Raw genomic sequence first — 26,014 nt, 5'->3', positions numbered from 1 at the left:
CTTCTGTAGTATACGCAAAAAACAGCAAGCCTGGAAATTCACACGCTATTTCGAATAATGGTTCTTTTCCCGAAAACTCGCTTTGCGATACCCGACGAAATCGTTTCATGCTATCCTGTTACTCATAGTTTCGCGCGCAAGCGCTAGAATTGAGGAATCATCCATGTCATCTACTACTCGTTTAAGTCGACGCGATTGGCTCTTGATCGCCACGTTGTCGCTCCTGACGTTCGTTCTCGGAACAAGCGAATTCGTCATCGTCGGGATCCTCGCTGAAATCTCCTCAGCCCTTGATATCACGATCGCAACAGCAGGTACGCTCGTTTCAGCCTTTGCCATCTCCTTTGCGATCGGTACACCGATCGTCATGTCGCTGACCGGTCACCTGGAACGGCGTCGCCTGATCCTACGTCTCTTACTTGCTTGGATACTATTGAATCTTGCCAGTAGTTTTGCACCAAGTTACGAAGTATTGCTTGCAACCCGTATTCTGACAGCCATCCTGACTGGTGTCTTGATCTCGCTCGCAATGGTCGTCGCCAGTGACGGTGTACCTGTCGCGAAGCGCGGTGTTGCCGTCTCGTTCATTTTCGGTGGTTTTACACTCGCGAACGTCCTCGGTGTCCCGATCGGAACGTTCATCGGGCAACACGCTGGCTTCGAAGCTACGTTCTGGCTGACGACAGTCATGGGATTGATCGCGTTCCTCGCGGTATGGAAGATCGTTCCAGTCCAGCAATCGACGGGTTCCGGTTCAATTAAGGAACAGCTTGGATTGCTCGCCAACCCACGGATCCTGATCGCCTTCTTTATTCCGTCGTTCGGATTCGGGGCAACTTATGTCGTCTACACATACCTCGTACCGATTTTACAAACAGAACTTGGGATTGCGAAAACGTGGATCAGTCCGATCCTGCTCGCTTACGGCGTCGTCTCGATCTTCAGTAACATCCTTGCCGGCAAGATTGCCAGCAAAAATCCGATGGGACGCTTACGGTTCGTCTTCGTCGTGCAAGCAGTCGTTCTTGCTGCGTTATACTTCACGACAGCATCCCTTCCGCTTGGTCTGTTCAACATCGCCTTGGTGTCGTTGATGTCGATTTTACTGACGACTTCGACACAAATCTACTTGATTGACCTCGCTGAAAAGTTCAATCCGGAAGCAAAAGGACTTGCCGCTTCATTGATGCCGGTTGCGAGTAACGTCGGGATTGCTTTTGGTTCGGCACTCGGTGGCATCGTCTATGCAAACGGTCCGATGATGAACACGGCACTCGTCGGTGGATTGGTCGCGCTCGTTGCTGCTTTGTTAACTGCAATCAGTCATCGCCTCGATCAACGGTCATGAAACCGTTACCTTATCCTTTTTTGTAACAGGTCGATGACGGTTCGATGACGTTATGATGATAGTCCCCATCTCGCTGATGATTTTTCAGTATGATGGGGACTATGTTGTAGTAGAGGAGTGTCTGAAAGTGAAAGCATTACACATCATCGGTCTCGGTCTGTTGACGATCATCCGACTCTGGCTCGGAATCCAGTGGTTCATCGCTGGAATCGGTAAGTACATCAATGGCTTTGATGCAAAACCGTTTCTCGAAGGAGCGCTCGCGAAGTCAACGGGCGAAGACGCACTCGTCAGTTCCTGGTATGCGACGTGGATCGAGCAACTCGCCTTACCGAACGTCGGGCTGATCAACGCCTTGATTCCGTTCACGGAACTCGTCGTCGGGATCCTGTTGATTCTTAGTCTGTTGACGGTTCCTGCACTGGTCGTCGGAAGCATCATGAATCTCAATTACTTACTCGCTGGGACGATTGCGTTGAACCCCGTGTTCTTAGCAGCGTCAATCGCCTTACTGGCTGCAGGACGCTTTGCGTATCACATCGGCATCGATCACTGGATCATCCGCTGGTATCGCTCATCGCAACAACCGCATCCCCTGGACCGGATTCCGGTCTAACGAAAAAACTCTCCCGCACGTGGGAGAGTTATTTTTTTGTTGCTCAAGAATCGTCTGCTGTGTCGGAACCCCGCCGACTGAGACTGTCCGCTCGAGGAACAGATAGGGGTTGCCATCAACTTCGAAACGACGGTCACCGAGATAACGTGCCGAGTGCCCATCCGTTGCGAGCTTTTGTTCGATGGCTGCAACATGTTCGTCGAGTGAATAAAAGCGATCGTCGAACGTCATTGTGATATTTTTCTTACGGTACCCGAGTAAGAAATTGTAGTAGAACCAATACATGGCACCTGCAAAGACAACAAAAATCAAGAATTGCATGTCAGTTCCCCCTTTGTATAGTCTTTATACGTTGGAAGAAAACGGGAGGTTTCAAATTAAGAATGGAAATTGGTTAATTTTATTAATTTGTTGTGACTTCATTTAGGATGATGTCATTTTTCGAACCTTGTTTCTGAACGTTAGCTTCGTAAATAACCTCAGATGTTAGTGGATTGATCACTAATGATTTGACCTCATTTTTTTTCGTTCGATAAGCGAAATAGATATGGTCGTGATTTATAGTAAAGCTCGTATGGGAAAAGTCTTTATCTGATGTTGGTGTTTTGAGGTCAATCGTTTTAGTAATTAGTCGCTCTGACTCAACATCATAGATTACCCATTTCACCTTTTTCTTGCTCGATGGATTTACAGAGATTTCAAGAAGTCCTAGATAGTATTTTCCATCGTTTATGACACTTGATTCATAAACTCCATCGAATTCTTTTAAAACTTTTGTTTTTCGACCATCCTTTACTACGGTTTCGTTTAAAAAATCATCCGGATATTCCAATTCTTTTACTTGATCGACAATCATTTTTCCATTGTATAACGATCGAATCGTATCCTCTTTTCCTAAACGGTCAGGTAACTTGATTTTAATCATCGATTTCTTTTTTAAATCGATTTGATAAATATATTCTCTTTCAATCTGTCTATTAAGAGGAGTCGCATCAATAAGTAACTTATCCCCTGTTCGTTGAAACGGAGAAAAACGTAACTGTTTATTCATTTGATCTTCAGGCAGCTTAACCCTCAAGGTTGCCAATTTATTAGTCTGTGCATTCCAATACTGAAGTTCAAGTTTATTTTCGTTTAATCTATTGATTCCATATGTAATCGAATCTTTTGTAAACACATGTGTATTATTCCTCCAAGCGAATTGTTGGAACGATCGTGGAGCATCTGTCCAATTGGATTCATCATAGAAAAGTAACGAAAGTATTGTTTGACTACTCTTTGTCATATTCCCATCCGTTGATAGGACATATTCATTCGGATTTTGTCCCCACTCACCTAGACGAAGTTGCATGTTTTGAACGACCTCTTCGTTTGGATCACCTTTTTTTGTTTCAACGACAAATTTCGTCTTATCGAATGAAAGTACTTGTCCCACATAAATTCCTAAAGACACAATACAGATGACGCCTAAAAGTAAAACATATTTTATCGAACGCATAGTGTCCTCCTTAAACCGTAATTTTCCATTTTAGTAAACGAAGGCTTCTCCAAATCACATAAGCAAAATAGATTACGAATAGCCCAGTCAATACAAGCAATTTTTCTGAGTTCAACAATAATTTAGTTTGCTCTAAGAAATACAGACCTGCCACAGTAAAAATAATCATGAAGAAAATCTCGACTCCCATTCGTAGAAGACCAGTCCATTTTCGGTGGGACCGCTCGATTAAAACAAGCAGGAAGATAAAACTCACGATAAGCATTGATACTGCAAGAATTACAAATAAATTCGTTAAATTGAGCGAGAATATTTCGCCTAATGTACTTCCTAGTGTCCGATGACTATCTTTATCCAGATAATCAACTCGGACAGACCAATTAAACAACAGATTCCCAATTTGGATTAAACACCATTGGATACCGAGAAAACTCATAATGATTAAAAGTAATGTCGTCCACTTCGAGAAGAAAATGCTTATTCGATTTCCTGGAAGCATCAATAAACGATAAATATATTTCGTTTCTCCAATCCAATCCCGGTACCAAATCTGGACTGTATAAATAAGGACTAGTGCCATGCCAACCATCGTAGCGTAACTATAAAAAGTTGTTGTATCTACAAACGATATTTTCCCAACTTCATTAAGTGCTTCATATAAAGTGACAACATCTGACTTTAAGTAGTCTTCGACTCTGCGTTCATGTAGTTTGACGTTTACAACGACCGATACTAACTCAATTGCTGCCATCACAAGTACAAAAATTACATATATCTTAAAACTCCGCTTAATCTCTTCATTCGTCAATTGTATGTATTGTTTCATCGCAGATAGACCTCCCGCATCCGGTCCTGGACCGATTTCCCGTAAAGTTCCCGCATCTCTTCCGTCTCATGTTCATCGATGATTCGACCATCCTGTAAGAAGACGACCCGGTCGATCAAATGCTCGATTTCCTGAATTTCGTGTGTCGTCATCAGGATACCGCGCCCTTCCATGAAATGACTCGAGAATAGTCCGGCAATCTGTTCTTTCGTAAACAGATCGATCCCAGCAAACGGTTCGTCGAGTAATAAGTACGGACGATCGAGCGCAAATCCGAGGATCAAGCTAACCTTCGCTTGGTTCCCTTTTGATAAGTCCGTGATCTTATCTGTCGAGAGTAGCTGGAAGATCCGCATTAGCTCATCCGCTGTCGCCTGGTTCCAGTCGGAATAATAATCTGCCATATACGTCAGCGCATCACCAACCGTCATGTAACCGGGCATCGTCTGGATATCAGGAACGAAGGCAATCTTATTTCGATTGACCTCGCCATCGACGAGAACCGTTCCCGCGTTGACTGGGACGAGACCTGCGATTGCCTTCAGGATCGTTGATTTCCCCTCACCGTTAAGTCCAATCAGACACGTCAATTGATCCATCGGAACGGAAAACGAGACGCCTTGAAGAACTGGCTTTTTACCGTATTTCTTTTGTAACCCATGGACTTCAAGCATCGATCTTCCTCCGTTCTGTTTCCTGATAGACGGTCTCGACCTTCGAGACGACCTCATCGAGTGGAATTTGAATTGCCTTGACGGCATCGATGAATTCAGAGACGGCTTCTTCAAGCATCTCGGCACGTACTTTTTGGACGACTTGTGGATCACGTGTAATCTTACTCGGGACATTCCGTTCTGTCGTAATCAATTGTTGCTCCTCCATCTCTTTGTATGCTTTTTGTGCGGTATTCGGATTGATTCCGAGCTGTGCGGCGATTTCGCGGCGGGACGGGATCTCTTGCCCGCTTTGCAATTCCTCGGTCGCGATTCGTTGTTTGAACCAACGGACGACCTGCAGGTACACCGGGCTTCTTTGGTCGAACTGCATCGGTAGACCTCCCTTTCCTGTTTAATGTATTAAAACAATAATACACTTCTCTTCTGTATCATACTCACCATACAGTTTGACTGTCAAGATAGTTTGTCTTCTTTATCACAAAAAAACCACCATCCAATTTTGGATGGTGGTCACTTCACTCATTAATAGGGATTCGGATCCTCCTGCGGTGTATCCGGAATCTCGGTCGGTTCTGGGAACGTATCCGGTTCTGGCTGACGGACCGGGTCTTCCTGTGGCGTATCTGGCACCTCGCTCGGTGGTGTCTGCGGTATCTCGTCCGGTTGATGATCCGGTTCGCGTTCTGGCACTTCATTCGGATTTTTCTTCATCTTGTTTTCCCCCTTACGACGTGATGTAATCGCCGCCATTGATATGAATCGTCTGACCCGTGATGTAACTTGAATCGCGAGAAGCCAGATAGACATAAGCCGGTGCATTTTCCGACGGTTGCCCCCGGCGTTTCATTAATGTATCTTCCCCATGCGACTCGACTTTCTCCTTCGAGAACGTCGCCGGAATGAGTGGCGTCCAAATCGGACCGGGTGCGACGGCATTAACGCGGATTCCCTTCTCAATCAAGCTCGAGGCGAGTGAACGTGTTAATGTCGTAATTGCCCCTTTTGTCGCTGAGTAATCGATCAACGTCGGTGCCCCACGATAAGCCGTCACCGATGAGGTATTGATGATTGCATCTTCTTTATGCAGATGCGGAAGCGCCGCTTGAATCAAATAGAACATCGAAAAGACATTCGTCTCGAACGTTTCCTTCAATTGATCTGGTGTAATCGAAAGAAAATCATCCTGCGGGAATTGTTTCCCGGCATTATTGACGACAATGTTCAATTGACCGAATTCTGCAATGACCTTATCGATGATCTCTTGTGCATTTTCCGGTTGACTGACATCTTTTGCGATTTTTAAGGCTTTGACTCCGTAGCCTTCAATCAACGATTTCGTCTTTTCCGCGTCTTTCCCCTCATTTAAGTAAACGATCGCGACGTTTGCCCCTTCTTTCGCATAAGCGACAGCAACGGCACGACCGATTCCACTATCCCCGCCCGTGATCAGCGCGACCTTCCCCGTCAGTTTTCCTGAACCGACATAGTCCGGATCATCGTAGATTGGTTCTGGTTTCATGGCGTACTCGACACCGGGTTGTTGTTCCTGCGTCTGCCCTCGTGCTTCTTGATGCATCGCTTCGAACTGTTCTTCTCTCATGAACGATCAGCTCCCTTATCACTGTTGGAATGAACTACATGATTAACCATTCCCTTGCGATACATCTATAAACGTTTTTCTGGAAAAGTCAGATGTCATTCGTCAACAGTGTTGGGAATACATTCGTTTGGAGCATGTTTGATAGTTCGCTTGGATACAATGTATACTGATCCAGTTTGTTGAACGGAACGAAGCGATACGTCAACCCTTCACCTTCTGGACCGTAAAAATCCTCTGTTAATAAAGGCAGCGGTTTTTTGCAAACGACTTCATAAAACATTCCTAGTTCATGAAACTCGTGATCAGCGTACCTAAAGAAATTTTCATGCAGGAAACGGAAGACCGGTGGCTCGATTGACTGTCCTAATTCTTCTACCAATTCACGTGCAATTGCTTTGGCACCACTCTCACCGAACTGAACACGCCCTCCCGGTAATGACCAAAAATCATCTTCTCCTTGACGATGAATCAAGAGATGTCCATCTTGAATCAACAGCGCCACTGCGCGAATGTTAAGCTTTTTTTGATTTACTGTAAACGTCAAATCCATCCCATTACCTACTCTCTTCTTATTAGATTCCCATACTTTCTCATCATTTCCCACGATTGCGTTTTGTCATCAAATTCATCTCGTTGTAACACGAATTCATCTTGATTTTAAGGGATTTTGAGATTGAATACGTATTCAATATTACAACAATTGTTATTAGAATATATTTAAGCAATCAAATTGAAACACAACCGTCTGATGTTTGAATGCTATACTCTCGTTAGTCAAATGACCGCATCACTCACTTCAACACACACTAAACGCATCCACTTCTATAGATGTCATTCCGACGACAACACTAGATATTCAACTTAGGAGGAACATTCATGAAACGAACAATCACGACGTTAGCAATGAGCGCCCTCGTTGTTTCAGGTTTTGCAGCTACGGGTATAGGTAAGGTTGAAGCCTCTTCTGGCTCATCGTATAAAGTTAAAATCAAAGCAGACGGACTCCGCGTCCGGACTGGTCCATCGTTAAAACACCGCATCGTCGACGGCGTCAATGCGGGTCAAACATTCAAATACCTCGGTCGGACAGGGAACTGGACGAAGATCATGCATAAAGGCGAAAAACGCTTCGTCTATTCTGGTTACGTCAAGAAGTATAGCGCTTCTAGTAAATCAGCGAAAAAAGCATCATTCTCTTCGTCTACTGGATTCATGCGTCCAACAAGCGGATCAATCACACAAGGCTACGGAAATGCTAGCGGGAAATACGGCTACACGTTCCATAACGGAATCGACTTCGGAGCACCTACTGGAACACCAGTTAAAGCAGCTGCTGCCGGAAAAGTCATCAAGTCGTCATATCAGGGAGCTTATGGTAACCATGTCATGGTCGAACATAAAGTGAACGGTATTTCGTACACAACGGTTTATGCTCACTTAAGCAAACGTTCTGTCTTCGTCGGTCAATCGATCCCGAAAGGCGCGAACATTGGAGCTGTCGGGAGCACTGGTAACTCTTCTGGATCACACTTACACTTCGAAATCCACCGTGGAAACTATGTCTACAGCGGTTCTTCAGCAGCAAGCAGTGTCAACCCACTCGCTTTCTTATAAGCATTTCAAGGTGCCTCATCTGAGGTACCTTTTTTGATTTTCAGTGGGCATTTCATCTTATCCAATTCCATCCAATCTTGTCAAAGAATATTATGGATTATTGGAAAAAGAATAAAATTAAGTACGTTTAATATAATTTATTGAAATAATATCGAAATGTGAATGTAACATTTAAACAAATTCGTAAATGTTATACTCATCTATGAAATTTACATAACGGTTTAGTCATACAGATTACATATTCAGGAGGAATGAATCATGCATGGTTTTTGGAAAGGTGTCTCGGCGACAGCCATCGCTGTTGCAAGTTTTGCATCGTTTGCCATCCCGCGTGCGGATGCTGCAACGACGTTCTATAAGGTGAAGGTCATGGAGGACGGCTTACGCGCTCGGACGGGTCCTTCGACATCATACGGTACGGTCACGAGCTTTGAAAAAGGTGACACATACAAGTATCTCGGACGGACAGGGAACTGGACGAAAATCCTTTATGGTTCAAAAAAAGTCTACGTCTCTTCTACATATGTTAAGAAATATTCTGTAACACGTATCTATAAGATTAAAATCAACGTCGACAATCTTCGCGTTCGTAGCAGCAACTCGACGAGCAGTACAGTCGTCGGAAGTGTCGATAAAGGCGAAACATTCCGCTATCTTGGTCGGACAGGTGACTGGATCAAGTTCCTATACGGTGGCGACAAACGATTCGTTCACGCTGACTATGTCTCGAAATATGCTGTCTTGACACTGACGAACAGCAGTGGCGCGACAAAAGCCTCGACGTCGACGTCAAAAAGCTTCGCGACACCAACGAGTGGTCCGATCACGCAAGGATATGGTAAAGCAAGCGGTGCTTACGGCTATACGTTCCATAACGGTATCGATTATGGCGCAGCCAAAGGTACTCCAGTCTATGCGACAGCAAGCGGTAAGGTCATCACGTCTCAGTACAAAGGGGCATATGGTAACTACGTCATGGTCTCTCACACTGTCAACGGATCGCCGTTCATCAGTCTGTATGCACATATGAATAGCCGCTCCGTCTCGGTCGGTCAATCCGTCGCCCAAGGTCAAAAAGTCGGTACAGTCGGCGAGACAGGTAACGCTTTCGGAACACACTTACATTTTGAACTCCATAAGGGATCGTACGTCTACAGCGCAACATCAGCTGGTAGCAGCGTTAATCCACTCGATTACCTCTAAAAAAAAGGCCCGACCGCATGACGTCATTGATAAGTCATGTGGTCGGACCTTTTCCTATTCTTTTAAACGGAAACAAGCGTAGTCTGCTCCTCTTCAATCGTCGAGGCAATCGCACGTGCTGCGGCTTGTCCCCCGTATATCGACCGAGCGAACGGTCCAACCGTCAAGTCAGCGAGGCTGCCTGTCGCGAATAAGTTCTCTCCCCATTCAAAGGTTTCTTCATTTAGTAACGGTGTCCGGCAAGGAGACAATGGCAGATTCAACGCTTGCTGTACCGCTTCAAGCCAAGATCCTTCGACGACCATCGGACGGATACCCGTTGCGCAAATAATCGATTCAGCGGTGATGATGCGACCATCCTTAAGCTTCACTCCGCTTCCGATTTCCTGCTCGACTTCACCGATCTCATGAGTGATGATTCCTTCCCGAATCAGATGACGGACACGTTGAATCAAGTCCTGTGTTGCCGTTCCGGGGCGACGCTCCTGTACGATCAACGCTCGTTTTTCGCTAGCCGACAAGGACTTGAATGGTGTCAATCCTTTTGGTCCCATGAACTTCCGATCGGCATCGAACGCACTTTTTTCGAGCGGACGTCGTGAAAGGAGAGTCACCTGCCCAGGATAGCGCTCGGCACATTGAATCGTATGATGCAAGGCACTGATTCCACCTCCAATGATGACGACCGGTGGTGTATCGTGCTTCGATAAGAAAACGTGACGCGCCGATTTCGCCCACTCTGGCATGACGTGATGCTCCGATTGTCCGAGGGCGAGAACGACATGGTTTGCTCGTAACTCACCTTCGTCTGTCGAGACGATCCACGTTCCGCTCTCTCGTCTTAGTCCTGTGACTTCCCCTTGGACCCAGCTCGCCTCCACTTCATTTCGTTGCGCCAATTGAAGGGCATGGTCGTTGAATAATTCCAAGGATGGCCGTCCGTATGTATCCTTGAAGGCTTGATGTGTATAATCCTGTTCTTCCGCATGATGCCTGAGACTCGTCGGATTCGTCGAAGTGTGGTGGACCCGAGTTGAACGTAGGTAAGGCATGCCGATCCGTTCGGTTTGTTTCCGCCAGTTCATCAATGGTTGCCGATGACGGTCGATGATCCGTATCATCTCCCGATCGATTCCTTTTTCACGTAAGGCATTGAATACCGTCATTCCATGAATTCCTCCGCCAACAATCACCCATTCATATCGATCCGTCATCACAAAAACTCCTTTACCTGAATTAAATCGTAATCATTACGTTTTATAAAGATAGCGTGTTTTTAAGAAGAATTCAAGCGTCATTCGACGAAAACTCATAAAAAATCCGCTTCCCCTTGGTAGAGGAAGCGGATTTAAACGCATCAATCAGGAAGAAGCATGTTTCGCTAGATACGCTTTCGAATAACGATCGGCTGCGATGATCGCATCCGCGACTTCGTCCGCCGTGACGTTGAAACCGCTGTGGATCGTTTCGCCTTCAGCGGTCGCTGCCTCGCCGACCTTGACGATGTCTTCACGCGACGCATCCTTTAGCTTGACGTCTTCGAGCGTCACCGGTAAACCAAGATCCGTGTAGAGTGCGATGTAGCGTTCAATCTCTTCTTGTGGATGTTCTTCGAGCGCCAACTGGACGAGTGTACCAAAGGCGACCTTCTCCCCGTGCGTCAAGTGGTGAATCTCACCGTCAAGCGCCGTGAACCCGTTATGGATCGCATGAGCTGCAGCTAACCCACCACTCTCGAAACCGAGTCCACTTAAGAGCGTATTCGCCTCAACGACGGCTTCAAGTGCCGGCGTAACGACTTGCGCTTGAACGGATTCATACGCCAAGCGTCCATGCTCGAACAAGACTTCCTCACACCGTTTAGCGATCGCTTGTGCCGCAATCGTCGGTCGTCCTCCTGCCATCGTCTGTCCACCAAAGGCGACGACACTCCGGACCTCGACCCACGTCGCGAGGGCATCGGCGATTCCGGACGCAAAGAAACGCGCTGGTGCTTGGGCGATCAATTTCGTATCGACGAGAACGAGATCGGGATTCTTCTTATAGAAGCGGTAACTTTCGAAAATCCCTTCGTCGGAATAGATGACGGACAGGGCACTCGTCGGTGCATCGGTCGAAGCAAGCGTCGGAACGATGACGACGGACACGTTCAGCTCATCCGAGACGGCTTTTGCCGTATCGAGCGTCTTTCCGCCTCCCACACCCATGACGAACCGAACATCTGCTGCTTTTGCTTGCTCAGCGATTCGTTTCACTTCATGCCGCGAGGCTTCGCCACTGAAATCCGCTTTCTCGATGCCGACGTTTTCGCCGGACAACGAATGCTCAACACGTTCCTTGACGATTTTCCAGACGACATCATCCGCGATGACGAGCGCTTTTTCACCGAACGGGCTCACATATGTACCGAGCCGGTCAATGACATCCTTTCCTTGGACATACTTCGAGGGACTAATGAAGACACGTTCTGACATGTTTCAACATCCTTTCTGTAAGGGACACGATGGTCAATGACATACAATAGAGGAATTGCCTTTTCCGCTTATGCTTAAACCCACAATCGCGTGAACAAAAAAAGCGGACTTTGATCATGAGATCAAAAATCCGCTTCTTTTTACACATGACAATTTAAGCCACACGCGACGACGATTGTGTCTCCGCTGTTTTCTTACCGACGACTGCTCCGATCACTCCACCAATGATAGCTGGAACGACCCATCCAAGACTGACGGAAGCAAACGGTAATACCGCGTCGAACACTTTCGTGACAGCTGAGACGTTAATCCCTGCTGTCTTCAATCCATCAAACAAGCTGACAACGAATGTCATCCACAGCGCCCCTTGATAGACGGCTGGTTTGCCTTTAAAGAGTGGATGCAAGAACGTCAGGAAGATAAGACAGATTGCCAGTGGATAAAGTGTCATCAAAACTGGTTTTGAGACGGCAAGTAATTGATTCAGACCAATGTTCGCGACGAGTGCGCTGAAGACCGATAGACCAATCGTCCATTTGACGTACGAGATTTTTGGCACGAGTGCCGAGAAGAACGACGCACAGGCCGTGATCAAGCCGACGCTTGTCGTCATACAGGCGACTGTGATCATCAGACCGAGTAAAATCGCACCGTATTCACCAAAGTAATGATCCGACACAGCTGACAAAATCTCTGCGCCGTTCGCCAGTTGTCCGATTTCCGAGACACTTGAAGCACCCATGAAGGCAAGCGCCGAATACGTGATTGCTAGCAAGGCTGCTGCGATCAATGACGCTTTTGTACAAATCAACAGCAACTGCCGCTTCGATGTAACACCTTTTTCCTTGATCGCTGCGATGATGATGATCCCGAAGACGAAGGCACCGAGCGCATCGAGCGTCATATATCCTTCCTGGAAACCGTTAAAGAAGGCATTCGACTGATATGTCTTCAAAGGATTCTGAAAACTTCCGATCGGATGCAGGACAGCGACGACGATCAACAGACCGATGAACGTGATCTTAATCGGTGTCAGGACTTTCCCGACGACATCGACGATTTTCGTTGGATTCAATGATAAGAGACACGCAACCGTGTAGAACAAGACCGTAAAGATAAGTAGCGGCCAGTGGCTCGTCGATTCACTGAAGAACGGCTTGATTCCGATCTCGTACGAGACCGTTCCGGCACGAGGAATCGCGAAGAAGGGACCGATCGCAAGATACAGAATGACCGAGAACCCGATCCCGAACGCAGGATGAACGCGTGACGCCATCGCCTGTAGATCGCGTTCCCCTGAAAACGCGAATGCGAGAATCGCAAGCAATGGTAGACCGACACCGGTGACGAGGAATCCGGCATTGGCGACCCAGACATGCTCCCCTGCGAGCTGTCCGAGCATCGGCGGAAAGATGAGATTTCCTGCCCCGAAAAATAAGGCGAAGAGCATCATGCCGATGACGATGATAAATGATGTTGGAACAGTTTTAGACATAATAAACCCCCACTGATGATGATCGACTTCATCTCGCTCCCTAAGCAGATGAAGTACTTCGTTCGAAAGGATACCATACGTTTAAGAGCTCGTGCTAGGAGTTTATCTGGAGAATATTCTGAAAATTGCGCAGAAAGTTTGGTAGAGCTACGGTCTATAGAATTTGTTACGTCTGTGCGTCGAAGCATGAAATCGGATTCATAAGTTCATATGACGTAGTAGGATTAAAAGGTTTCATGAAGAAAGTAAATATATGGATAATGAAACAGGAGGTTTTTCTATGAAATCGATCTATCTTCTTAGCGCCACCCTTTTACTTGCCAGTTGTTCCCCCGCTGCCGAAAAACCGAAGACGTATGACATCTCGTTTACGCATGAGAAACAAGAGATTCAAATCGTTCCTTTGTATAAGGCGTATGACGATTACATTCAAGCGGTTTCGAAACATCCAGAGGACAATGAGGCACTATTTAAAAAATATGTATTGGGCGCTAAAAATAGCGTCATCAAAAAAGAACGGCTCCAAGCGATGCCCGTTCCTAACCTCTATGAACAGCCATCGGAAAACATCAAGGACTTAAAGCAGATGAATACATATTTGAAAAAACACCATCAGCGCATCATGAAACAGATCAAGTCCAGTCTCCTGACTTCGATGAAACAACTTCCACGGGATGAAAAGCTCGTCGTCTTCGTCTCCCCGACGACACCACTCGAGCATGATGATGCCAAACGTTATGGTGGTGTCAGCGGTGTCGCTCAAGGAAACAATTCGATGAGTCTATTCTTCTTGAAGGATTTTTCGGAAACATCATTACGCAATACGACGGCGCATGAGTACCATCACACCGTTGCCCTCGATGAACCGAATCGTGCAACGATGCTCGATTACATCATTCTCGAAGGAAAAGCGGAATTCTTTGCCCACAAGCTTTATCCAGTGGAATCATCGGAAGCGATTGCCCCTTTACTTGACCATACTTTAGAGAATGTGATTTCGGAGCTGAATGCGGAACGATTGACGACGGATGATCTATTCTTTGGAAATTACGAAAAACAAATTCCATCGTTCGTAAAATACAGACTCGGCTATATGATCGTCTCCGACTTCGTGAAGCAACATCCCGAGATTTCCTTGAAGGAATGGACACGGATGTCCTCCGTGCAAATTCTCGAAAAAAGCAGTTACCAGAAGAAATTAACGATTCGCTAAAATCAATAAAGCACGAGACAACGGGAGCAAACATCTCCTTCGTCTCGTGCTTTATTCGTTAGTCTTCGTATTTTTTGACGATCGTCGCTACCCCTTGACCGCCCCCGACGCATAACGTCGCAAGACCATGTGTCTCACCCGTCCGCTCGAGTTCATGGATCAGCGTAACAAGAATCCGTGCCCCACTCGCACCGATCGGATGACCGAGCGCGATCGCACCGCCGTTGCGGTTGAGCTTTTCATGCGGGAACTGTAGCTCCGCATCGACTGCGAGAGATTGTGCTGCGAACGCTTCGTTCGCTTCAATGACATCGATCTCCTCAAGTGTCAGTCGCGCTTTATCGAGTGCCTTTTGGACCGCTTGGACGGGACCGATTCCCATGATGCTCGGGTCGACGCCGGACGTTCCGTTCGCGACGATCTCAACGAGTGGTGTCACGCCGAGTTCTTTTGCCTTTGACGCGGACATGATGACGAGCGCCGCAGCCCCGTCATTGATGCCAGACGCATTGCCTGCCGTGACCGTTCCGTCCTTTTTGAATGCCGGGCGCAAACGACTGAGTGTTTCGACAGATGTTCCGGCACGCGGAAACTCATCTTGATCAAAACGGATCGGGTCGCCTTTTCGTTGTGGAATCAACACTGGCGTGATTTCCGAGACGAACCGTTCTTCCGCTAATGCCGTCTGCGCTTTTTGCTGACTCGTCGCAGCGAACTGATCCTGGGCTTCGCGGGAGAGTTCATAGGCGTCGGCTAAATTCTCTGCCGTGATTCCCATGTGATAGTCATTAAACGCACACTCAAGTCCATCCTGGATGATCGTATCGACGAGCGGTTGGTCACCCATCTTCAGTCCAGACCGTGCGCCCGATAGGACATATGGCGCTTGGCTCATGTTCTCCATCCCACCGGCAACGATGACATCGGCTTCGCCCGACTTGATCGCCTGATACGCGAGATGTACGGCCGAGAGACCGGATCCGCAGACCTTGTTAACGGTCATCGCTGGACATGTCTCCGGTAATCCGGCAGCGAGTGCCGCTTGCCGTGCTGGATTTTGACCAAGTCCTGCTGAGAGGACGTTACCAAAAAAGACTTCGTCGACGTGATTCCCAGCGACACCTGCTTTTTCAAGTGCCGCACGGATGACTGTCGCACCGAGTTCCGTTGCTTTGACGTCCTTCAAACTCCCATTGAAATTCCCGATTGCCGTGCGCGTCGCACTGACGATGACGACTGCTTCACTCATCTGCTCCATCTCCTTATTGAATCGTATATCCTCCATCGAGTACGTTCGCTTGTCCCGTGATCCCTTTTGCTTTGCGGCTCGCGAGGAACAATGCATAATCCGCGATTTCCTCGACGGCGAGCAACCGTTTTTGTGGAACGAGCGGATAGATGACTTCCTCAAGTACCTTCTCAAGTTCGACGTGACGCGTCTTCGCCAAGTCTTCCATTTGATTTCGGACGAGCGGTGTATCGACATACCCCGGGCAAATCGCGTTAACGGTAATCCCGTGTTCTGCTCCTTCAAGGGCTGCGACCTTCGTCAGACCGAGCAATCCATGCTTCGCCGAGTTATACGCCGCCTTCCCAGCAAAACCGATTAAACCATTGATCGATGCCATGTTAAGAATCCGTCCGTAGCCTTGTTCCTTCATGATCGGAAAGGCATGTTTGATAGCGATGAACGGCGCCGTCAACATGATCTTGATCATCAATTCGAATTTCTCAGTCGGAAACTCTTCAATTGGTGAGACGTGTTGAAGACCCGCGTTATTGATCAAGACGTCGAGTCGACCAAACTGTTCGACCGTCTTATTCAAGACAGCTTCGACCTGTGCTTCATCAGTGACGTTGAGCGTCATGCCGACCGCTTCATGACCAGCTGTGCGAATCGCTGCCGCCGCCTCTTCTGCTGCTTCCGCGCGAACGTCCGTTACGACGACCTTCGCTCCTGCCGCAGCAAACGCCTTTGAGATTTCAAGACCAATTCCGCTTCCTGCACCTGTGACGAGTACGATATCTCCTTGAACCATCTGCTTCACTCCCCTACCGTCACGCGCTCGAGTTCCGGACTGACCGTGAATCGTGCTTCCGTGACTTGTTTGACGTCTTCGACCGTATGACCATTCAGCGTCTCGATCAAGACCATTCCGTCCGGTGTGAAATCAAAGACGGCCCGGTCCGTAATCAGACGGTTGACGACGGCGCGTCCTGTCAACGGCAAGGTACACGCCTGTTTGACTTTCGATTCGCCGTGTTTGTTGACATGCTCCATGATGATGACGACGCGTTTTGCTCCGTTGACGAGATCCATCGCTCCGCCCATGCCTTTGACCATCTTGCCCGGAATCATCCAGTTCGCGAGGTCACCGTTTTGATCGACTTCCATCCCACCAAGGATTGCGAGGTCGATGTGCCCGCCGCGAATCATCGCGAACGATTCGGCACTGTCGAAGTAAGATGCTCCGGATTGTGCCGTGACCGTTTCTTTACCGGCGTTGATTTCGTCGGCATCGACTTCATGATCAAGCGGATACGGTCCGATGCCAAGCAGTCCATTTTCGGATTGCAGCATGACATGCATATCGTCCGGAATCGCATTGGCGATCAATGTCGGAATCCCGATCCCGAGGTTAACGTACATTCCGTCTTCAACTTCCTGAAGTGCGCGTTCAATGATGATTTCTCGTGTCGTTTTCATATCCGTCTCCTCCTCAAGCTTCCCGGACAGTCCGGCGTTCGATGCGTTTTTCATAATCCGTTCCGACGACGATGCGCTGAACGTAGACAGCAGGTGTATGGATCTCATTCGGATCGAGTTCACCGACTTCGACCAGTTCTTCGACTTCGACGATCGTTACTTTTCCGGCTGTCGCGACGATTGGGTTAAAGTTGCGTGACGTCTTTCGGAAGACGAGATTCCCGAGTCGATCTGCTTTCCACGCCTTGACGATCGCAAAATCGCCGACGATTCCTTCTTCGAGCAGATACGTCTTTCCGTCGAACTCTTTTTGTTCCTTTCCTTCAGCAATCGGTGTCCCGACGCCTGTTGGTGTATAGAAACCGGGAATGCCAGCTCCACCGGCACGGATACGTTCGGCAAGTGTACCTTGTGGGACGAGATCGACTTCAATCTCGCCACTGAGGTATTGTTGCTCGAACGTCTTGTTTTCCCCGACATACGACGAAATCATCTTCTTGATTTGTCGTGTCTGCAAGAGGAGACCGAGACCGAAGTCATCGACGCCACAGTTATTACTGACGACCGTCAAATCCTTGACGCCCTTCTCTTGCAACGCGGTAATTGATTTTTCCGGGATTCCGCAGAGTCCGAAGCCCCCTACGACTAGCGTCGCCCCGTCAAAGATGTCTGCTGTCGCTTCCGCGAATGATGCGTATACTTTCCCCTGTTTCATCTGATGATGCCCCCTTTAAAAATCCTTAGTACAAGCCAGTCAAACTATATAATCCGATCATCAAGAAGACCGTCACTGTCTTGAGAATCGTAATCATGAAGATGTCCTTATACGACTGACGATGCGTCAGCCCCGTGACGGCAAGTAACGTGATGACGGCACCGTTATGCGGTAACGTATCCATTCCGCCGGACGCCATCGAGATGACGCGATGCATGACTTCCGGTGGCACGCCGCCTGATGTGATGGCCTGCGTATATTTATCCGACATCGCACTTAACGCGATTCCCATTCCACCCGATGCGGAACCGGTGACGCCGGCAAGCGTCGTCGTCGTGACGGCTCCGTTGACGAGCGGATTCGTAAATGTCTCTGAGATCCCGCTTGAGACGGACTTAAATCCAGGAAGTGCGGCGATGACGCCTCCGAAACCATACTCAGCACCTGTATTCATGACCGCTAGGAGCGCGCCACCGATACTGACGTTCAAACCAGCTTGGAAATTCGTCTTGATCTTCGGGAAGTCATACAGCATCGCTGCAAGAATTCCGATCAATAACGCCATTTGGACGGACCAGATCGCAAGAACGGCCGGCGTCTCGATCTTTCCGAATGCCTCTAGACCAATTGCTGAAAAATCGAATCCTTCCGGATACCATTTCGGAATCGAGAGTGTGAAGACTTTGTTCATGACGGCAACGAGGACCAGTGGAACGAAGGCAAGGACTTGACGATAGACTGGTTGACGATCCGTCTCGAGTGCCATTTCCGGTTCATTCTTCAACTCCATTTGCGGTGCGGCACTTGCAGCTGTTGCTTCAAATCCAGCGTATCCTTCCCCAGCTTGATGGGCTTTTTTCTTGCGTGACTCGAGATACCACATGCCGACGACTAGGATGAACAAGCCACCGACTGTTCCCATGATTGGTGCAGCATAGATATCCGTTTTGAAGAACGTCGTTGGGATGACGTTTTGAATCTGTGGTGTTCCTGGTAAGGCATCCATCGTGAACGTGAATGCACCAAGGGCGATTGTTCCCGGGATGAGGCGTTTCGGGATGTTCGCTTCGCGGAACAAGTTCGCTGCGAACGGATAAACAGCGAAGACGACGACGAACAGGCTGACACCGCTATATGTAAGAATGGCGCCGAGTAAGACGATGGCAAGAATGGCGCGTTTCGCACCGATCATGCGGATGATCGTCTTCGCGATCGACTCCGCGATACCGGACATCTCAACGACTTTTCCGAAAATCGCCCCGAGGAGGAAGACCGGGAAGTACGCCTTGATGAAGCCGACCATCTTTTCCATGAAGATATTCGAGAAGAAAGGTAACACCCAATCCGGGTTCGTCAGTAGGACGGCGAACAAGGCACAGATTGGCGCGAATAGGATGACCGAAAAACCACGATAGGCAACGAACATCAATAAGGATAAGGCAAGAAGAATGATGACAAGTTCCATAAGTAGATCTCCTTCGATTTTAGTAAGCGCTTTCATATCGCTTCTTCATCATTTAACAACGCAGTGTCGAAGAGGTCAATTAAATTCCGTCAAACTATAAGTACAGCTTATAGAAATCATAAGTTCACATTATAGACACAATTGCATCAAATAGATTATTTTTTCAAGGAACAGGAGTTAGCCCTTTTATGGCGTATGTCTTTTAAGTAACGTACTTTATTTGAAAGGATGGACAGTTCATGAAAAGCATCCTTTTTGACGTCTTGCATAACGTAACGCTATTAATGGCTGGTTTCTATCTGCTCGGAAAATTATCACCGCTTCCGATCACGCGTGACTCCCCGCGGCTGACGCGCGTATTGTACGGTCTTGCTCTAAGTGTCATCTCGTTACTACTCATGCAGATGACGATTGAAGCAGCACCTGGCGTCATGGTTGATTTGCGTCATATTCCGGTCGTCGTCGCTGCCTACTTTGGTGGCGCCATCCCGACAACGATCGTGACGATCGCGATCATCATCTATCGTTTCAGTTTAGGAACGAATCTAGCAGCCTTCACCGCATTCGGCTTCATTGTCGCCATTGCTTTAGGAACGAGCTTAATTGTTCGCGAAATGCCACCTTATGCAAAACGAACATTCACACTCGTGACGCTCTACGCGACGGCTTTACACGCTCTTGTCTTATGGATTGTCTTACCGAAACAGATTCTTCTACTTGAAGTGATGGCAGTCGTCATTCCTGCATCGTTCGTCAGTAGTTGGCTCGCCCTACTGATCATCCGCGATATTCGGTTGACCAAACAATCATTACGGATGCTTCGGCAAAAAGCACAACTCGACTTTTTGACAGGATTGAACAATTCACGCGCCTTCAATGAATACTTCACGGATGTCAAACAGCGATTGATTCTAAATAAACAGTCGGTCGTGTTGTTGACGATCGACATTGATCATTTTAAACAGGTCAACGATACGTATGGACATGAAGCGGGTGACGAGGTGCTACGGCAGTTCGCCAATCGACTGCGCGATGGAGTGGCAGAAAGCGGGTATTTATCCCGTAACGGCGGTGAGGAGTTTTCAGTCCTGTTCGAGGGTGTTCCGCTTGCTGAAGTTCTGCCTTTAGCAGAGCAATTACGCGAACGGATCGCTTCTAGTCCGTTCCGACTAGCGACGACAGAGCTACCGCTCACAGCATCGTTTGGTTTAGCCGCGTACGATGAGACGACACTGCAAATCGACGATCTTCTACTGGATGCGGATGCTGCCCTCTATCAGGCAAAGCAACAAGGACGGAATCAAGTCGTCCTGTTTTCTCCTAATGCAGAATCTGCCGTCAGCTTTCAAGAATAACGATGGACGCCACCTCTGAAATCCGCTACCTTTAAAGAAGAGGTAGGTGATTGGCATGAAGTTAGCAAAAGGTCCCTATATCCTGATCGGCCTCATTTTAGGTCTCTTGTTCGGATTCATTGGTGACAACTTCTATTTGTATGTATCAGCAGGTATTCTCGTCGGAGCACTGCTTGAATTGTATGTTGCATACGAACAACGCAAGAAAAATAAAAAATCATGATGGAGGTACCAGCATGACATTCAGTGATCTATTCCTTTCGACCCTCTCGTATATCGGTGTCGCAACCGTACTCCTTGCGATTGGTGTCGTCCTGTTCGAAGTGACAACGAAATCAAAGGAGCTCGAACTCATCCGTAACGGGAAGAAAGCAGCCGTCTACGCCTTCGGTGGACGAATTCTTGGTCTTGCCATCGTCCTCTATTCGAGTATCTCGAACTCCGTCAGCATTCTCGATATGGTGTTGTGGGGTGCACTTGCGATCGTCTTACAAATCGTTTTGTTCTATCTCGCGGATTTATTGATCCCACGCTTAAGCATGACGAAAGAGATTGATGCAAATAACGAAGCAGTCGGCTTGCTGCTCCTCTTCTTATCGATTTCGATCGGTTTGATCATTGCAGGATCGCTTACATATTAAAATTGCCCGTAATTCTTTTAAAAAGCTCCTATGAGAGAAGAAGATTGTCTTCTTTCATAGGAGCTTTTTTATACCCAAGTATATTTCCATACTCTTATTTTATACTTGTAAAAGTCTGATCCCATTCCAATAACTTATTGAACTCAGCCATCTTAAAATCCTTTGGAAGATTCGTTACATCAATCCATACCCATGAACGAAATGCTGTAGCTTTCTCGTCATCTGCTCCCATCACGATCACCTTTCCAGCCTTCATCGATCCGTCTTTCATTTTCGTCACTAATTTTGCCAAGTCTTTTTTCACTGTATGTCGCGCTTCCTTATGTACGTTCACCATGATTTCAACATACCGCATCGATTCTTCGCTCAATTCGGTATATTGCAATACATTATTTAGTTTTACGTCATCTATGAATAATTCTGGTGGAGAGTTTACTTCGATCCTAATAAAATTGTTACCGTACACCTCTTTTGCTTCATTAGAGACTGCCTTACGAATATCACGTGACCAAATTTCTTCCCGATATGTATCGTACAATTCATAATCATTATGATACGTTGCATAGAACGAGACATCATCCTTCTTATCCGGTTCGTTCGTATGAAAAATTGCCCCATATTCGCTTCTAGTCGCATCGTAACGAGTGTACTCTAGGTCAAATTTCGTTTTATACTCTCGCTCTAAATCTACTTCCAATCGTTTTCCGATTTCTTTTTCTTTGATCGGATTGCCATTCATGATTAAAACGAATGAACCAACGATAACAACGAAACAAGCGATTATCACAATCCAGCCAAACTTCAACCACATACGCCTCACTTTTCTTGACCAACTGTACATACATTTGCCTCCTGCTGAACATTTTTAATTTTCTATGGATTGCGTTCAATTTTTACTACGCTCACAACTAAACGGCTAAAGTCCGTTCAAATCCGGACTTTAGCCGTTTTAATTACTCATAGTTGACTGCCACTATTTTTCAAGCTCCTCTAGCTCCGTCCGCGAACGTGGGAATCCATTCGCTTGCCATTCGGCTCGATAGATCGAATCGAGTTTTGTCAATCCGACCTCATCCGGGTCCTTCGCAGCATCTGGACTCGGATCCTGATCGAGATGCGCTAAATAATCACGTAGCGCATCGGTCTGTGTGCCCTGTTCCCGCTTCCTGAACAACAGTAGACTCGCACCGGCAATGACACCTGCTCCGAATAAATACCGTTTTTTCAATCCCATACGGTTCCCTTCTTTCTTTCCTTAAACCAAACCACCACCGTCACGCAGTCGCGGATGCGCGATACGTTTGACCTTTCCCTCTTCGACCGTCAGGACATGATCGGGCTGTCGCTCGAAGTAACCCGTCTCGAGTACACCCGACCAGCTCTTCACTTCTTTTGCGAACAATCGGACGTCCGAGATTGCTGATACATCAACGTCAAGAATCACGTGACCTCCATCTGTGACGAAGGGACGATCGTCTTTCAGCCGCAACGTTGCGGAGACATGCTTATCACGTAACCGTTGTCGCACATACGGTAACGCAAACGGATCCAGTTCGACCGGTAACGGTCCGCTTAAATGATGGACGAACTTCGAGGAATCGGTCAGATAGAGCAATTCCCGACTCATTAGTGCGACGATTTTCTCGCGAAATAGTGCACCGCCACCACCTTTGATCGTTTGAAATCGTCCGTCAATCTGATCGATCCCATCGATCGTCACATCGATTTCCATTCCCTCTTCCAAGTCAATTAACGGAATGTGTAACTGTTCCGCGAGTCGGACCGTCGCAAGTGACGTCGCCACGCCTTGAATCTGTAGTCCCGCCTGCACAAGTGGACCAAGCGCCTCGATGAACCGTTCCGTCGTCGAACCCGTTCCAAGACCCACTATCATCCCATCTTTCACGTAAGTTAGTGCTGCCTCAGCGACTAATTGTTTCTCCTGTTCATACATCCGCATCCCTCCCTACATTTCTGTTCCCGTTTCGATTCGTCTTCAATCGACGGAGAGAGAGGATTCCGTTAACGTCAGGTACTGCTCAATTGCCTGGACGAGCGGTTGTTGAGCTTCCATCCAAAACGCGACAGATGTCGGATCAGCATCGAGATGACGTTTAACGATCTCATCGATCGTCGCTTGACCGGAATCATGCATGACCGCTTCAAAGACTGTCGAAAATTGACTCGGATTCGCTTGAACCGTCTGATACAGACTATTGCTGAGCAGATAACCGATCGTGTAGGGAATGTTGTAGAACGCAAGATTCGGATTGAATAAGTGACTGATGTACATCCATTTATAGCGCGCCGGTTCAGGCAATACCGGACCATAGGCTAACCGTTCTTCCTCTTGCAGGAGTTCACTTAACCGTTCGGCACTGACCGTCCCTTGCTGACGTTCCGCATAAAACCGTTGCTCGAATCGGAACATGCCGGGAACGATGCTGGCATATTTTAACCCTTCTCGGATCTTGACCTCTAAGAGAGCGAGCACTTCCTCCCGTTCCGTCGTCTCTTTGATGGCAGCATCGAGCACGAGATTCTCCATGAACGTCGAAGCCGTCTCCGCGATGCTCGTTCCTTTGACTTGATTTAAATACGGTTCATCTTGCAGTAAATAATTATGATAGGCATGACCGAATTCATGAGCGAGCGTCGCGACGTCCGGATAACTGTCGCGGTACGTCATGAAGATCCGGCTCTCCTTGGCAATCGGAAAGGCAGCGCAGAATCCGCCCTCTGCTTTTCCAGGACGATTCTCTGCATCGACCCATCCCTCACTAAACACGTTTTCCGCAAAGGCGCCGAGCTGCGGATTCAATCGTTTGAATTGTGTCGTGACGATGGTCTCTGCCATCTCAAACGGAACGTGACGCGCGGAGCGATAGGTGTTCGTCTCAAAATCATGCCATTCTCCCGTCACCCGCTCCGCCTGGGCAATCTTGCGAGCGTAATAGGCGTGAAAGAGATCGCGGTGTTGATCGAGTGCTTCCATCATCGCTGTTAGGCTCGCTTCAGAGATCCGGTTCTGCTCAAGCAACTCGGTCAATGGTTGCTCCCAGTTCCGCATCTTGTAGGATTGCAATCTGAAGCCGGCAATCCGGTTCAGAATCGTCGCAAACAGGTCAGCTTCTTGTGCACACGCGGTGTCAACCGCTGTCGCTGCCGCTAAACGAGCCGAACGGTCAGGTGCGAACATCGCTTCGTGTAGCCCTTGACCGATCGTGACCTGCTTATTATCCAAGTCGACGCGTAATGCCATGAAACGCTGTTTGTAGAGCTGCCCCCAGCCTTGGAACCCATCCACACCGAGATCCTGCAACAATTGTTCCTGAACCAGTGGTGCACGACGAGACTGGATGTCACGGCGTTCGTTCAAGAAAAAGGCGTACGGTGTACCCGTGACGAGCTCCTCCCACTCTTCTTGTGACAGTGCAGCGATCTTCGTATCGAGTGCTGCTGCCTCACTGCGCACCATCGCTTGCACGATTTCGATTTCTTCGAGCAATGGATGGACTTCTGAGCGCGTGACATCTTCAGCGTACAGACAATAAATGAAGTCGCTCCATTCCTCGACGTCGCGCGCGACTTGCTGATAACGCTCGACCTGTTCTGTCACATTAGCCGGATGTTTCGTCAACGCGTCTTGTATCGTAGCAATTCCTGCTTTGACATCATCAATCGTGTAGAGTGTCTCTAATTGCCATCGTGTGTGTTTCATGCTTTTCCTCCTATGTGTGATCTATTCGTTCTTTCATTCGTGAGGACACTCGACTTCTCCTGTATTTTCCATCAGACAGAAAAAAACTCCTTCAGCCATTGACTGAAGGAGGACATCCTCATAAGACGAAGAAGTAGACACATAGGAAGTGCGCTAGGCTACCCAGTAGTACGAAGATATGGAAGATTTCATGGAATCCAAGATGTTTGAACGATAAGATCCGTGGCTTCAGCCCATAGATGATGCCACCAATCGTGTAGAAGATACCACCAAGGAACAATAATCCGATGCCGAGCGGTGATAAAACTTGCGCAGTGGTGTGATCGCAAATACCATGATCCAGCCCATTCCGATGTAGAGCGTCGTTGATAACCAACGTGGACTGTTGAACCAAACCAATTTGAAGGTGATTCCAGAGATTGCAATCAACATGACGATGCTGAACAAGACCCAACCAGTCGGACCGTTCAAACTGACGAGACAAAACGGTGCGTAAGACCCGGCAATCAACAGATAAATCATCGAATGATCCAACCGACGCCAGATTGCGATCGCCCGGTCGCTCGCAAGCACCATATGGTAGGTCGCTGAGACGGCATAGAGCGACATCATACTGACACCAAAAATAATTGCTGCAACGATCGCAAGTGATGCCCCTCGTTCTAACGATGCCTTAATGACAAGTGCCAGTAACCCGACAAAAGCAAAGACAGCCCCTCCAAGATGCGTTAATCCATTAATCGGTTCTCTCATATAAGCTTTCACTTTCGTTCCTCCCCTGATATGTAGTTTCGAATACTACATGGCGTTATATACGTATTCTATCATATGATGGAGAAGTAGAAA

General features: G+C 47.7%; 28 protein-coding genes and 1 pseudogene. 8 read left to right on the top strand and 21 right to left on the bottom strand.

What is annotated here, in order from left to right; genetic code table 11:
- The first annotated feature begins 163 nt into the window (after positions 1–163).
- Positions 164–1,348: an MFS transporter gene (locus AC3B4V_RS02605; RefSeq protein ID WP_488377658.1), complete on the top strand. Its 1,185-nt coding sequence runs from the start codon at positions 164–166 to the stop codon at positions 1,346–1,348.
- 127 nt (positions 1,349–1,475) lie between these two features.
- Positions 1,476–1,964, top strand: coding sequence for a DoxX family membrane protein (locus tag AC3B4V_RS02600; RefSeq protein WP_488377657.1), 489 nt, complete (start codon positions 1,476–1,478; stop codon positions 1,962–1,964).
- Here AC3B4V_RS02600 and AC3B4V_RS02595 read toward each other — a convergent pair.
- The 8 genes from AC3B4V_RS02595 to AC3B4V_RS02560 all read right to left on the bottom strand — a co-directional run bounded on the left by AC3B4V_RS02595 (position 1,923) and on the right by AC3B4V_RS02560 (position 7,067).
- On the bottom strand, positions 1,923–2,285 hold the full coding sequence (locus AC3B4V_RS02595) for a hypothetical protein (protein ID WP_488377656.1): 363 nt from the start codon (positions 2,283–2,285) through the stop codon (positions 1,923–1,925). The genes AC3B4V_RS02600 and AC3B4V_RS02595 overlap by 42 nt on opposite strands.
- Before the next feature lie 82 nt (positions 2,286–2,367).
- Complete coding sequence (locus AC3B4V_RS02590; protein WP_075642105.1) at positions 2,368–3,462, bottom strand: hypothetical protein; 1,095 nt, start codon at positions 3,460–3,462, stop codon at positions 2,368–2,370.
- 10 nt (positions 3,463–3,472) lie between these two features.
- On the bottom strand, positions 3,473–4,288 hold the full coding sequence (locus AC3B4V_RS02585; RefSeq protein WP_488377655.1) for a hypothetical protein: 816 nt from the start codon (positions 4,286–4,288) through the stop codon (positions 3,473–3,475).
- Positions 4,285–4,962 carry an ATP-binding cassette domain-containing protein gene (locus AC3B4V_RS02580; RefSeq protein WP_064300153.1) on the bottom strand — a complete coding sequence of 226 codons (678 nt, stop codon included), beginning with the start codon at positions 4,960–4,962 and terminating at the stop codon, positions 4,285–4,287. Before AC3B4V_RS02580 ends, AC3B4V_RS02585 begins: the two co-directional genes overlap by 4 nt.
- Positions 4,955–5,335, bottom strand: a complete 381-nt coding sequence (locus AC3B4V_RS02575; RefSeq protein WP_023467846.1) for a GntR family transcriptional regulator — start codon at positions 5,333–5,335, stop codon at positions 4,955–4,957. Before AC3B4V_RS02575 ends, AC3B4V_RS02580 begins: the two co-directional genes overlap by 8 nt.
- Before the next feature lie 152 nt (positions 5,336–5,487).
- The gene (locus tag AC3B4V_RS02570) at positions 5,488–5,676 is read right to left on the bottom strand and encodes a hypothetical protein (RefSeq protein WP_029341324.1); all 189 of its coding nucleotides are present in this window, start codon (positions 5,674–5,676) and stop codon (positions 5,488–5,490) included.
- Positions 5,677–5,689: 13 nt separating this feature from the next.
- A complete protein-coding gene (locus AC3B4V_RS02565) occupies positions 5,690–6,565 on the bottom strand; it encodes an SDR family oxidoreductase (protein ID WP_488377654.1) in 876 nt (291 codons plus the stop codon).
- An 88-nt stretch (positions 6,566–6,653) separates the two neighbouring features.
- Entirely contained in the window at positions 6,654–7,067 is a 414-nt protein-coding gene (locus AC3B4V_RS02560) for an NUDIX hydrolase (RefSeq protein WP_488377653.1), read from the bottom strand.
- Positions 7,068–7,441: 374 nt separating this feature from the next.
- On the opposite strand from AC3B4V_RS02560, the gene AC3B4V_RS02555 reads away from it, so the two are divergent.
- Positions 7,442–8,179: a peptidoglycan DD-metalloendopeptidase family protein gene (locus AC3B4V_RS02555; protein ID WP_488377652.1), complete on the top strand. Its 738-nt coding sequence runs from the start codon at positions 7,442–7,444 to the stop codon at positions 8,177–8,179.
- Between the two features lie 258 nt (positions 8,180–8,437).
- Positions 8,438–9,382: a peptidoglycan DD-metalloendopeptidase family protein gene (locus AC3B4V_RS02550; RefSeq protein WP_488377651.1), complete on the top strand. Its 945-nt coding sequence runs from the start codon at positions 8,438–8,440 to the stop codon at positions 9,380–9,382.
- A 62-nt stretch (positions 9,383–9,444) separates the two neighbouring features.
- Here the strand turns inward: AC3B4V_RS02550 and AC3B4V_RS02545 are convergent, their stop codons facing one another.
- The 3 genes from AC3B4V_RS02545 to brnQ form a co-directional block, all read right to left on the bottom strand.
- Positions 9,445–10,596, bottom strand: coding sequence for an FAD/NAD(P)-binding protein (locus AC3B4V_RS02545; protein ID WP_488377650.1), 1,152 nt, complete (start codon positions 10,594–10,596; stop codon positions 9,445–9,447).
- A gap of 147 nt (positions 10,597–10,743) precedes the next feature.
- Positions 10,744–11,856, bottom strand: a complete 1,113-nt coding sequence (locus tag AC3B4V_RS02540) for a glycerol dehydrogenase (RefSeq protein ID WP_149427081.1) — start codon at positions 11,854–11,856, stop codon at positions 10,744–10,746.
- Between the two features lie 154 nt (positions 11,857–12,010).
- Entirely contained in the window at positions 12,011–13,351 is a 1,341-nt protein-coding gene (brnQ, locus tag AC3B4V_RS02535) for a branched-chain amino acid transport system II carrier protein (protein WP_195865384.1), read from the bottom strand.
- A gap of 280 nt (positions 13,352–13,631) precedes the next feature.
- Here brnQ and AC3B4V_RS02530 point away from each other — a divergent pair, with 280 nt between their 5' ends.
- Positions 13,632–14,564 (top strand): DUF2268 domain-containing putative Zn-dependent protease, encoded by a 933-nt coding sequence (locus tag AC3B4V_RS02530; protein WP_488377649.1) that lies wholly within the window; start codon positions 13,632–13,634, stop codon positions 14,562–14,564.
- A gap of 58 nt (positions 14,565–14,622) precedes the next feature.
- Here the strand turns inward: AC3B4V_RS02530 and AC3B4V_RS02525 are convergent, their stop codons facing one another.
- Genes AC3B4V_RS02525 through AC3B4V_RS02505 form a run of 5 tightly spaced genes read right to left on the bottom strand, consistent with a single transcriptional unit; the run spans position 14,623 to position 19,451 of the window.
- On the bottom strand, positions 14,623–15,813 hold the full coding sequence (locus AC3B4V_RS02525; RefSeq protein ID WP_488378217.1) for an acetyl-CoA C-acetyltransferase: 1,191 nt from the start codon (positions 15,811–15,813) through the stop codon (positions 14,623–14,625).
- A gap of 13 nt (positions 15,814–15,826) precedes the next feature.
- Positions 15,827–16,603: a 3-hydroxybutyrate dehydrogenase gene (locus tag AC3B4V_RS02520; RefSeq protein WP_488377648.1), complete on the bottom strand. Its 777-nt coding sequence runs from the start codon at positions 16,601–16,603 to the stop codon at positions 15,827–15,829.
- A 5-nt stretch (positions 16,604–16,608) separates the two neighbouring features.
- Positions 16,609–17,271 carry a 3-oxoacid CoA-transferase subunit B gene (locus tag AC3B4V_RS02515; protein ID WP_035398057.1) on the bottom strand — a complete coding sequence of 221 codons (663 nt, stop codon included), beginning with the start codon at positions 17,269–17,271 and terminating at the stop codon, positions 16,609–16,611.
- A gap of 13 nt (positions 17,272–17,284) precedes the next feature.
- Entirely contained in the window at positions 17,285–17,986 is a 702-nt protein-coding gene (locus AC3B4V_RS02510; protein WP_029341303.1) for a CoA transferase subunit A, read from the bottom strand.
- Between the two features lie 25 nt (positions 17,987–18,011).
- Positions 18,012–19,451, bottom strand: coding sequence for a GntP family permease (locus tag AC3B4V_RS02505; protein WP_214860864.1), 1,440 nt, complete (start codon positions 19,449–19,451; stop codon positions 18,012–18,014).
- 239 nt (positions 19,452–19,690) lie between these two features.
- Between AC3B4V_RS02505 and AC3B4V_RS02500 the strand changes: the two genes are divergently transcribed.
- Genes AC3B4V_RS02500 through AC3B4V_RS02490 form a run of 3 tightly spaced genes read left to right on the top strand, consistent with a single transcriptional unit; the run spans position 19,691 to position 21,447 of the window.
- Positions 19,691–20,806, top strand: a complete 1,116-nt coding sequence (locus AC3B4V_RS02500; protein WP_406748111.1) for a GGDEF domain-containing protein — start codon at positions 19,691–19,693, stop codon at positions 20,804–20,806.
- A 55-nt stretch (positions 20,807–20,861) separates the two neighbouring features.
- On the top strand, positions 20,862–21,029 hold the full coding sequence (locus tag AC3B4V_RS02495; RefSeq protein WP_023467823.1) for a hypothetical protein: 168 nt from the start codon (positions 20,862–20,864) through the stop codon (positions 21,027–21,029).
- Positions 21,030–21,042: 13 nt separating this feature from the next.
- Complete coding sequence (locus tag AC3B4V_RS02490) at positions 21,043–21,447, top strand: DUF350 domain-containing protein (RefSeq protein WP_023467822.1); 405 nt, start codon at positions 21,043–21,045, stop codon at positions 21,445–21,447.
- A gap of 94 nt (positions 21,448–21,541) precedes the next feature.
- On the opposite strand, the gene AC3B4V_RS02485 is transcribed toward AC3B4V_RS02490, so the two are convergent.
- From AC3B4V_RS02485 to trhA, 5 genes and pseudogenes are all read right to left on the bottom strand, one after another.
- Positions 21,542–22,288: a hypothetical protein gene (locus tag AC3B4V_RS02485; RefSeq protein WP_488377647.1), complete on the bottom strand. Its 747-nt coding sequence runs from the start codon at positions 22,286–22,288 to the stop codon at positions 21,542–21,544.
- Between the two features lie 132 nt (positions 22,289–22,420).
- Entirely contained in the window at positions 22,421–22,681 is a 261-nt protein-coding gene (locus AC3B4V_RS02480; protein ID WP_290714896.1) for a hypothetical protein, read from the bottom strand.
- A gap of 21 nt (positions 22,682–22,702) precedes the next feature.
- On the bottom strand, positions 22,703–23,401 hold the full coding sequence (gene rpiA / locus AC3B4V_RS02475) for a ribose-5-phosphate isomerase RpiA (protein ID WP_406748113.1): 699 nt from the start codon (positions 23,399–23,401) through the stop codon (positions 22,703–22,705).
- 42 nt (positions 23,402–23,443) lie between these two features.
- Positions 23,444–25,168, bottom strand: coding sequence for a M3 family oligoendopeptidase (locus AC3B4V_RS02470; RefSeq protein WP_406748114.1), 1,725 nt, complete (start codon positions 25,166–25,168; stop codon positions 23,444–23,446).
- Between the two features lie 118 nt (positions 25,169–25,286).
- A pseudogene (trhA, locus tag AC3B4V_RS02465) lies at positions 25,287–25,933 on the bottom strand (PAQR family membrane homeostasis protein TrhA).
- Positions 25,934–26,014: the final 81 nt, after the last annotated feature.

It is taken from the genome of Exiguobacterium sp. E17S, assembly GCF_057772545.1.
This window is presented reverse-complemented; position numbering and strand designations above follow the sequence as displayed.

What these genes read in the sequence shown, in the direction of transcription:
- AC3B4V_RS02515 (WP_035398057.1), bottom strand. Translation starts at nt 17,271, where the DNA reads ATGAAAACGACACGAGAAATCATCATTGAACGCGCACTTCAGGAAGTT.
- AC3B4V_RS02570 (WP_029341324.1), bottom strand. Translation starts at nt 5,676, where the DNA reads ATGAAGAAAAATCCGAATGAAGTGCCAGAACGCGAACCGGATCATCAA.
- AC3B4V_RS02550 (WP_488377651.1), top strand. Translation starts at nt 8,438, where the DNA reads ATGCATGGTTTTTGGAAAGGTGTCTCGGCGACAGCCATCGCTGTTGCA.
- AC3B4V_RS02605 (WP_488377658.1), top strand. Translation starts at nt 164, where the DNA reads ATGTCATCTACTACTCGTTTAAGTCGACGCGATTGGCTCTTGATCGCC.
- AC3B4V_RS02580 (WP_064300153.1), bottom strand. Translation starts at nt 4,962, where the DNA reads ATGCTTGAAGTCCATGGGTTACAAAAGAAATACGGTAAAAAGCCAGTT.
- AC3B4V_RS02590 (WP_075642105.1), bottom strand. Translation starts at nt 3,462, where the DNA reads ATGCGTTCGATAAAATATGTTTTACTTTTAGGCGTCATCTGTATTGTG.
- rpiA (WP_406748113.1), bottom strand. Translation starts at nt 23,401, where the DNA reads ATGTATGAACAGGAGAAACAATTAGTCGCTGAGGCAGCACTAACTTAC.
- AC3B4V_RS02555 (WP_488377652.1), top strand. Translation starts at nt 7,442, where the DNA reads ATGAAACGAACAATCACGACGTTAGCAATGAGCGCCCTCGTTGTTTCA.
- AC3B4V_RS02510 (WP_029341303.1), bottom strand. Translation starts at nt 17,986, where the DNA reads ATGAAACAGGGGAAAGTATACGCATCATTCGCGGAAGCGACAGCAGAC.
- AC3B4V_RS02480 (WP_290714896.1), bottom strand. Translation starts at nt 22,681, where the DNA reads ATGGGATTGAAAAAACGGTATTTATTCGGAGCAGGTGTCATTGCCGGT.
- AC3B4V_RS02530 (WP_488377649.1), top strand. Translation starts at nt 13,632, where the DNA reads ATGAAATCGATCTATCTTCTTAGCGCCACCCTTTTACTTGCCAGTTGT.
- AC3B4V_RS02485 (WP_488377647.1), bottom strand. Translation starts at nt 22,288, where the DNA reads ATGTACAGTTGGTCAAGAAAAGTGAGGCGTATGTGGTTGAAGTTTGGC.
- AC3B4V_RS02505 (WP_214860864.1), bottom strand. Translation starts at nt 19,451, where the DNA reads ATGGAACTTGTCATCATTCTTCTTGCCTTATCCTTATTGATGTTCGTT.
- AC3B4V_RS02595 (WP_488377656.1), bottom strand. Translation starts at nt 2,285, where the DNA reads ATGCAATTCTTGATTTTTGTTGTCTTTGCAGGTGCCATGTATTGGTTC.
- AC3B4V_RS02500 (WP_406748111.1), top strand. Translation starts at nt 19,691, where the DNA reads ATGAAAAGCATCCTTTTTGACGTCTTGCATAACGTAACGCTATTAATG.
- brnQ (WP_195865384.1), bottom strand. Translation starts at nt 13,351, where the DNA reads ATGTCTAAAACTGTTCCAACATCATTTATCATCGTCATCGGCATGATG.
- AC3B4V_RS02470 (WP_406748114.1), bottom strand. Translation starts at nt 25,168, where the DNA reads ATGAAACACACACGATGGCAATTAGAGACACTCTACACGATTGATGAT.
- AC3B4V_RS02540 (WP_149427081.1), bottom strand. Translation starts at nt 11,856, where the DNA reads ATGTCAGAACGTGTCTTCATTAGTCCCTCGAAGTATGTCCAAGGAAAG.
- AC3B4V_RS02545 (WP_488377650.1), bottom strand. Translation starts at nt 10,596, where the DNA reads ATGACGGATCGATATGAATGGGTGATTGTTGGCGGAGGAATTCATGGA.
- AC3B4V_RS02565 (WP_488377654.1), bottom strand. Translation starts at nt 6,565, where the DNA reads ATGAGAGAAGAACAGTTCGAAGCGATGCATCAAGAAGCACGAGGGCAG.
- AC3B4V_RS02575 (WP_023467846.1), bottom strand. Translation starts at nt 5,335, where the DNA reads ATGCAGTTCGACCAAAGAAGCCCGGTGTACCTGCAGGTCGTCCGTTGG.
- AC3B4V_RS02520 (WP_488377648.1), bottom strand. Translation starts at nt 16,603, where the DNA reads ATGGTTCAAGGAGATATCGTACTCGTCACAGGTGCAGGAAGCGGAATT.
- AC3B4V_RS02495 (WP_023467823.1), top strand. Translation starts at nt 20,862, where the DNA reads ATGAAGTTAGCAAAAGGTCCCTATATCCTGATCGGCCTCATTTTAGGT.
- AC3B4V_RS02490 (WP_023467822.1), top strand. Translation starts at nt 21,043, where the DNA reads ATGACATTCAGTGATCTATTCCTTTCGACCCTCTCGTATATCGGTGTC.
- AC3B4V_RS02585 (WP_488377655.1), bottom strand. Translation starts at nt 4,288, where the DNA reads ATGAAACAATACATACAATTGACGAATGAAGAGATTAAGCGGAGTTTT.
- AC3B4V_RS02525 (WP_488378217.1), bottom strand. Translation starts at nt 15,813, where the DNA reads ATGAGTGAAGCAGTCGTCATCGTCAGTGCGACGCGCACGGCAATCGGG.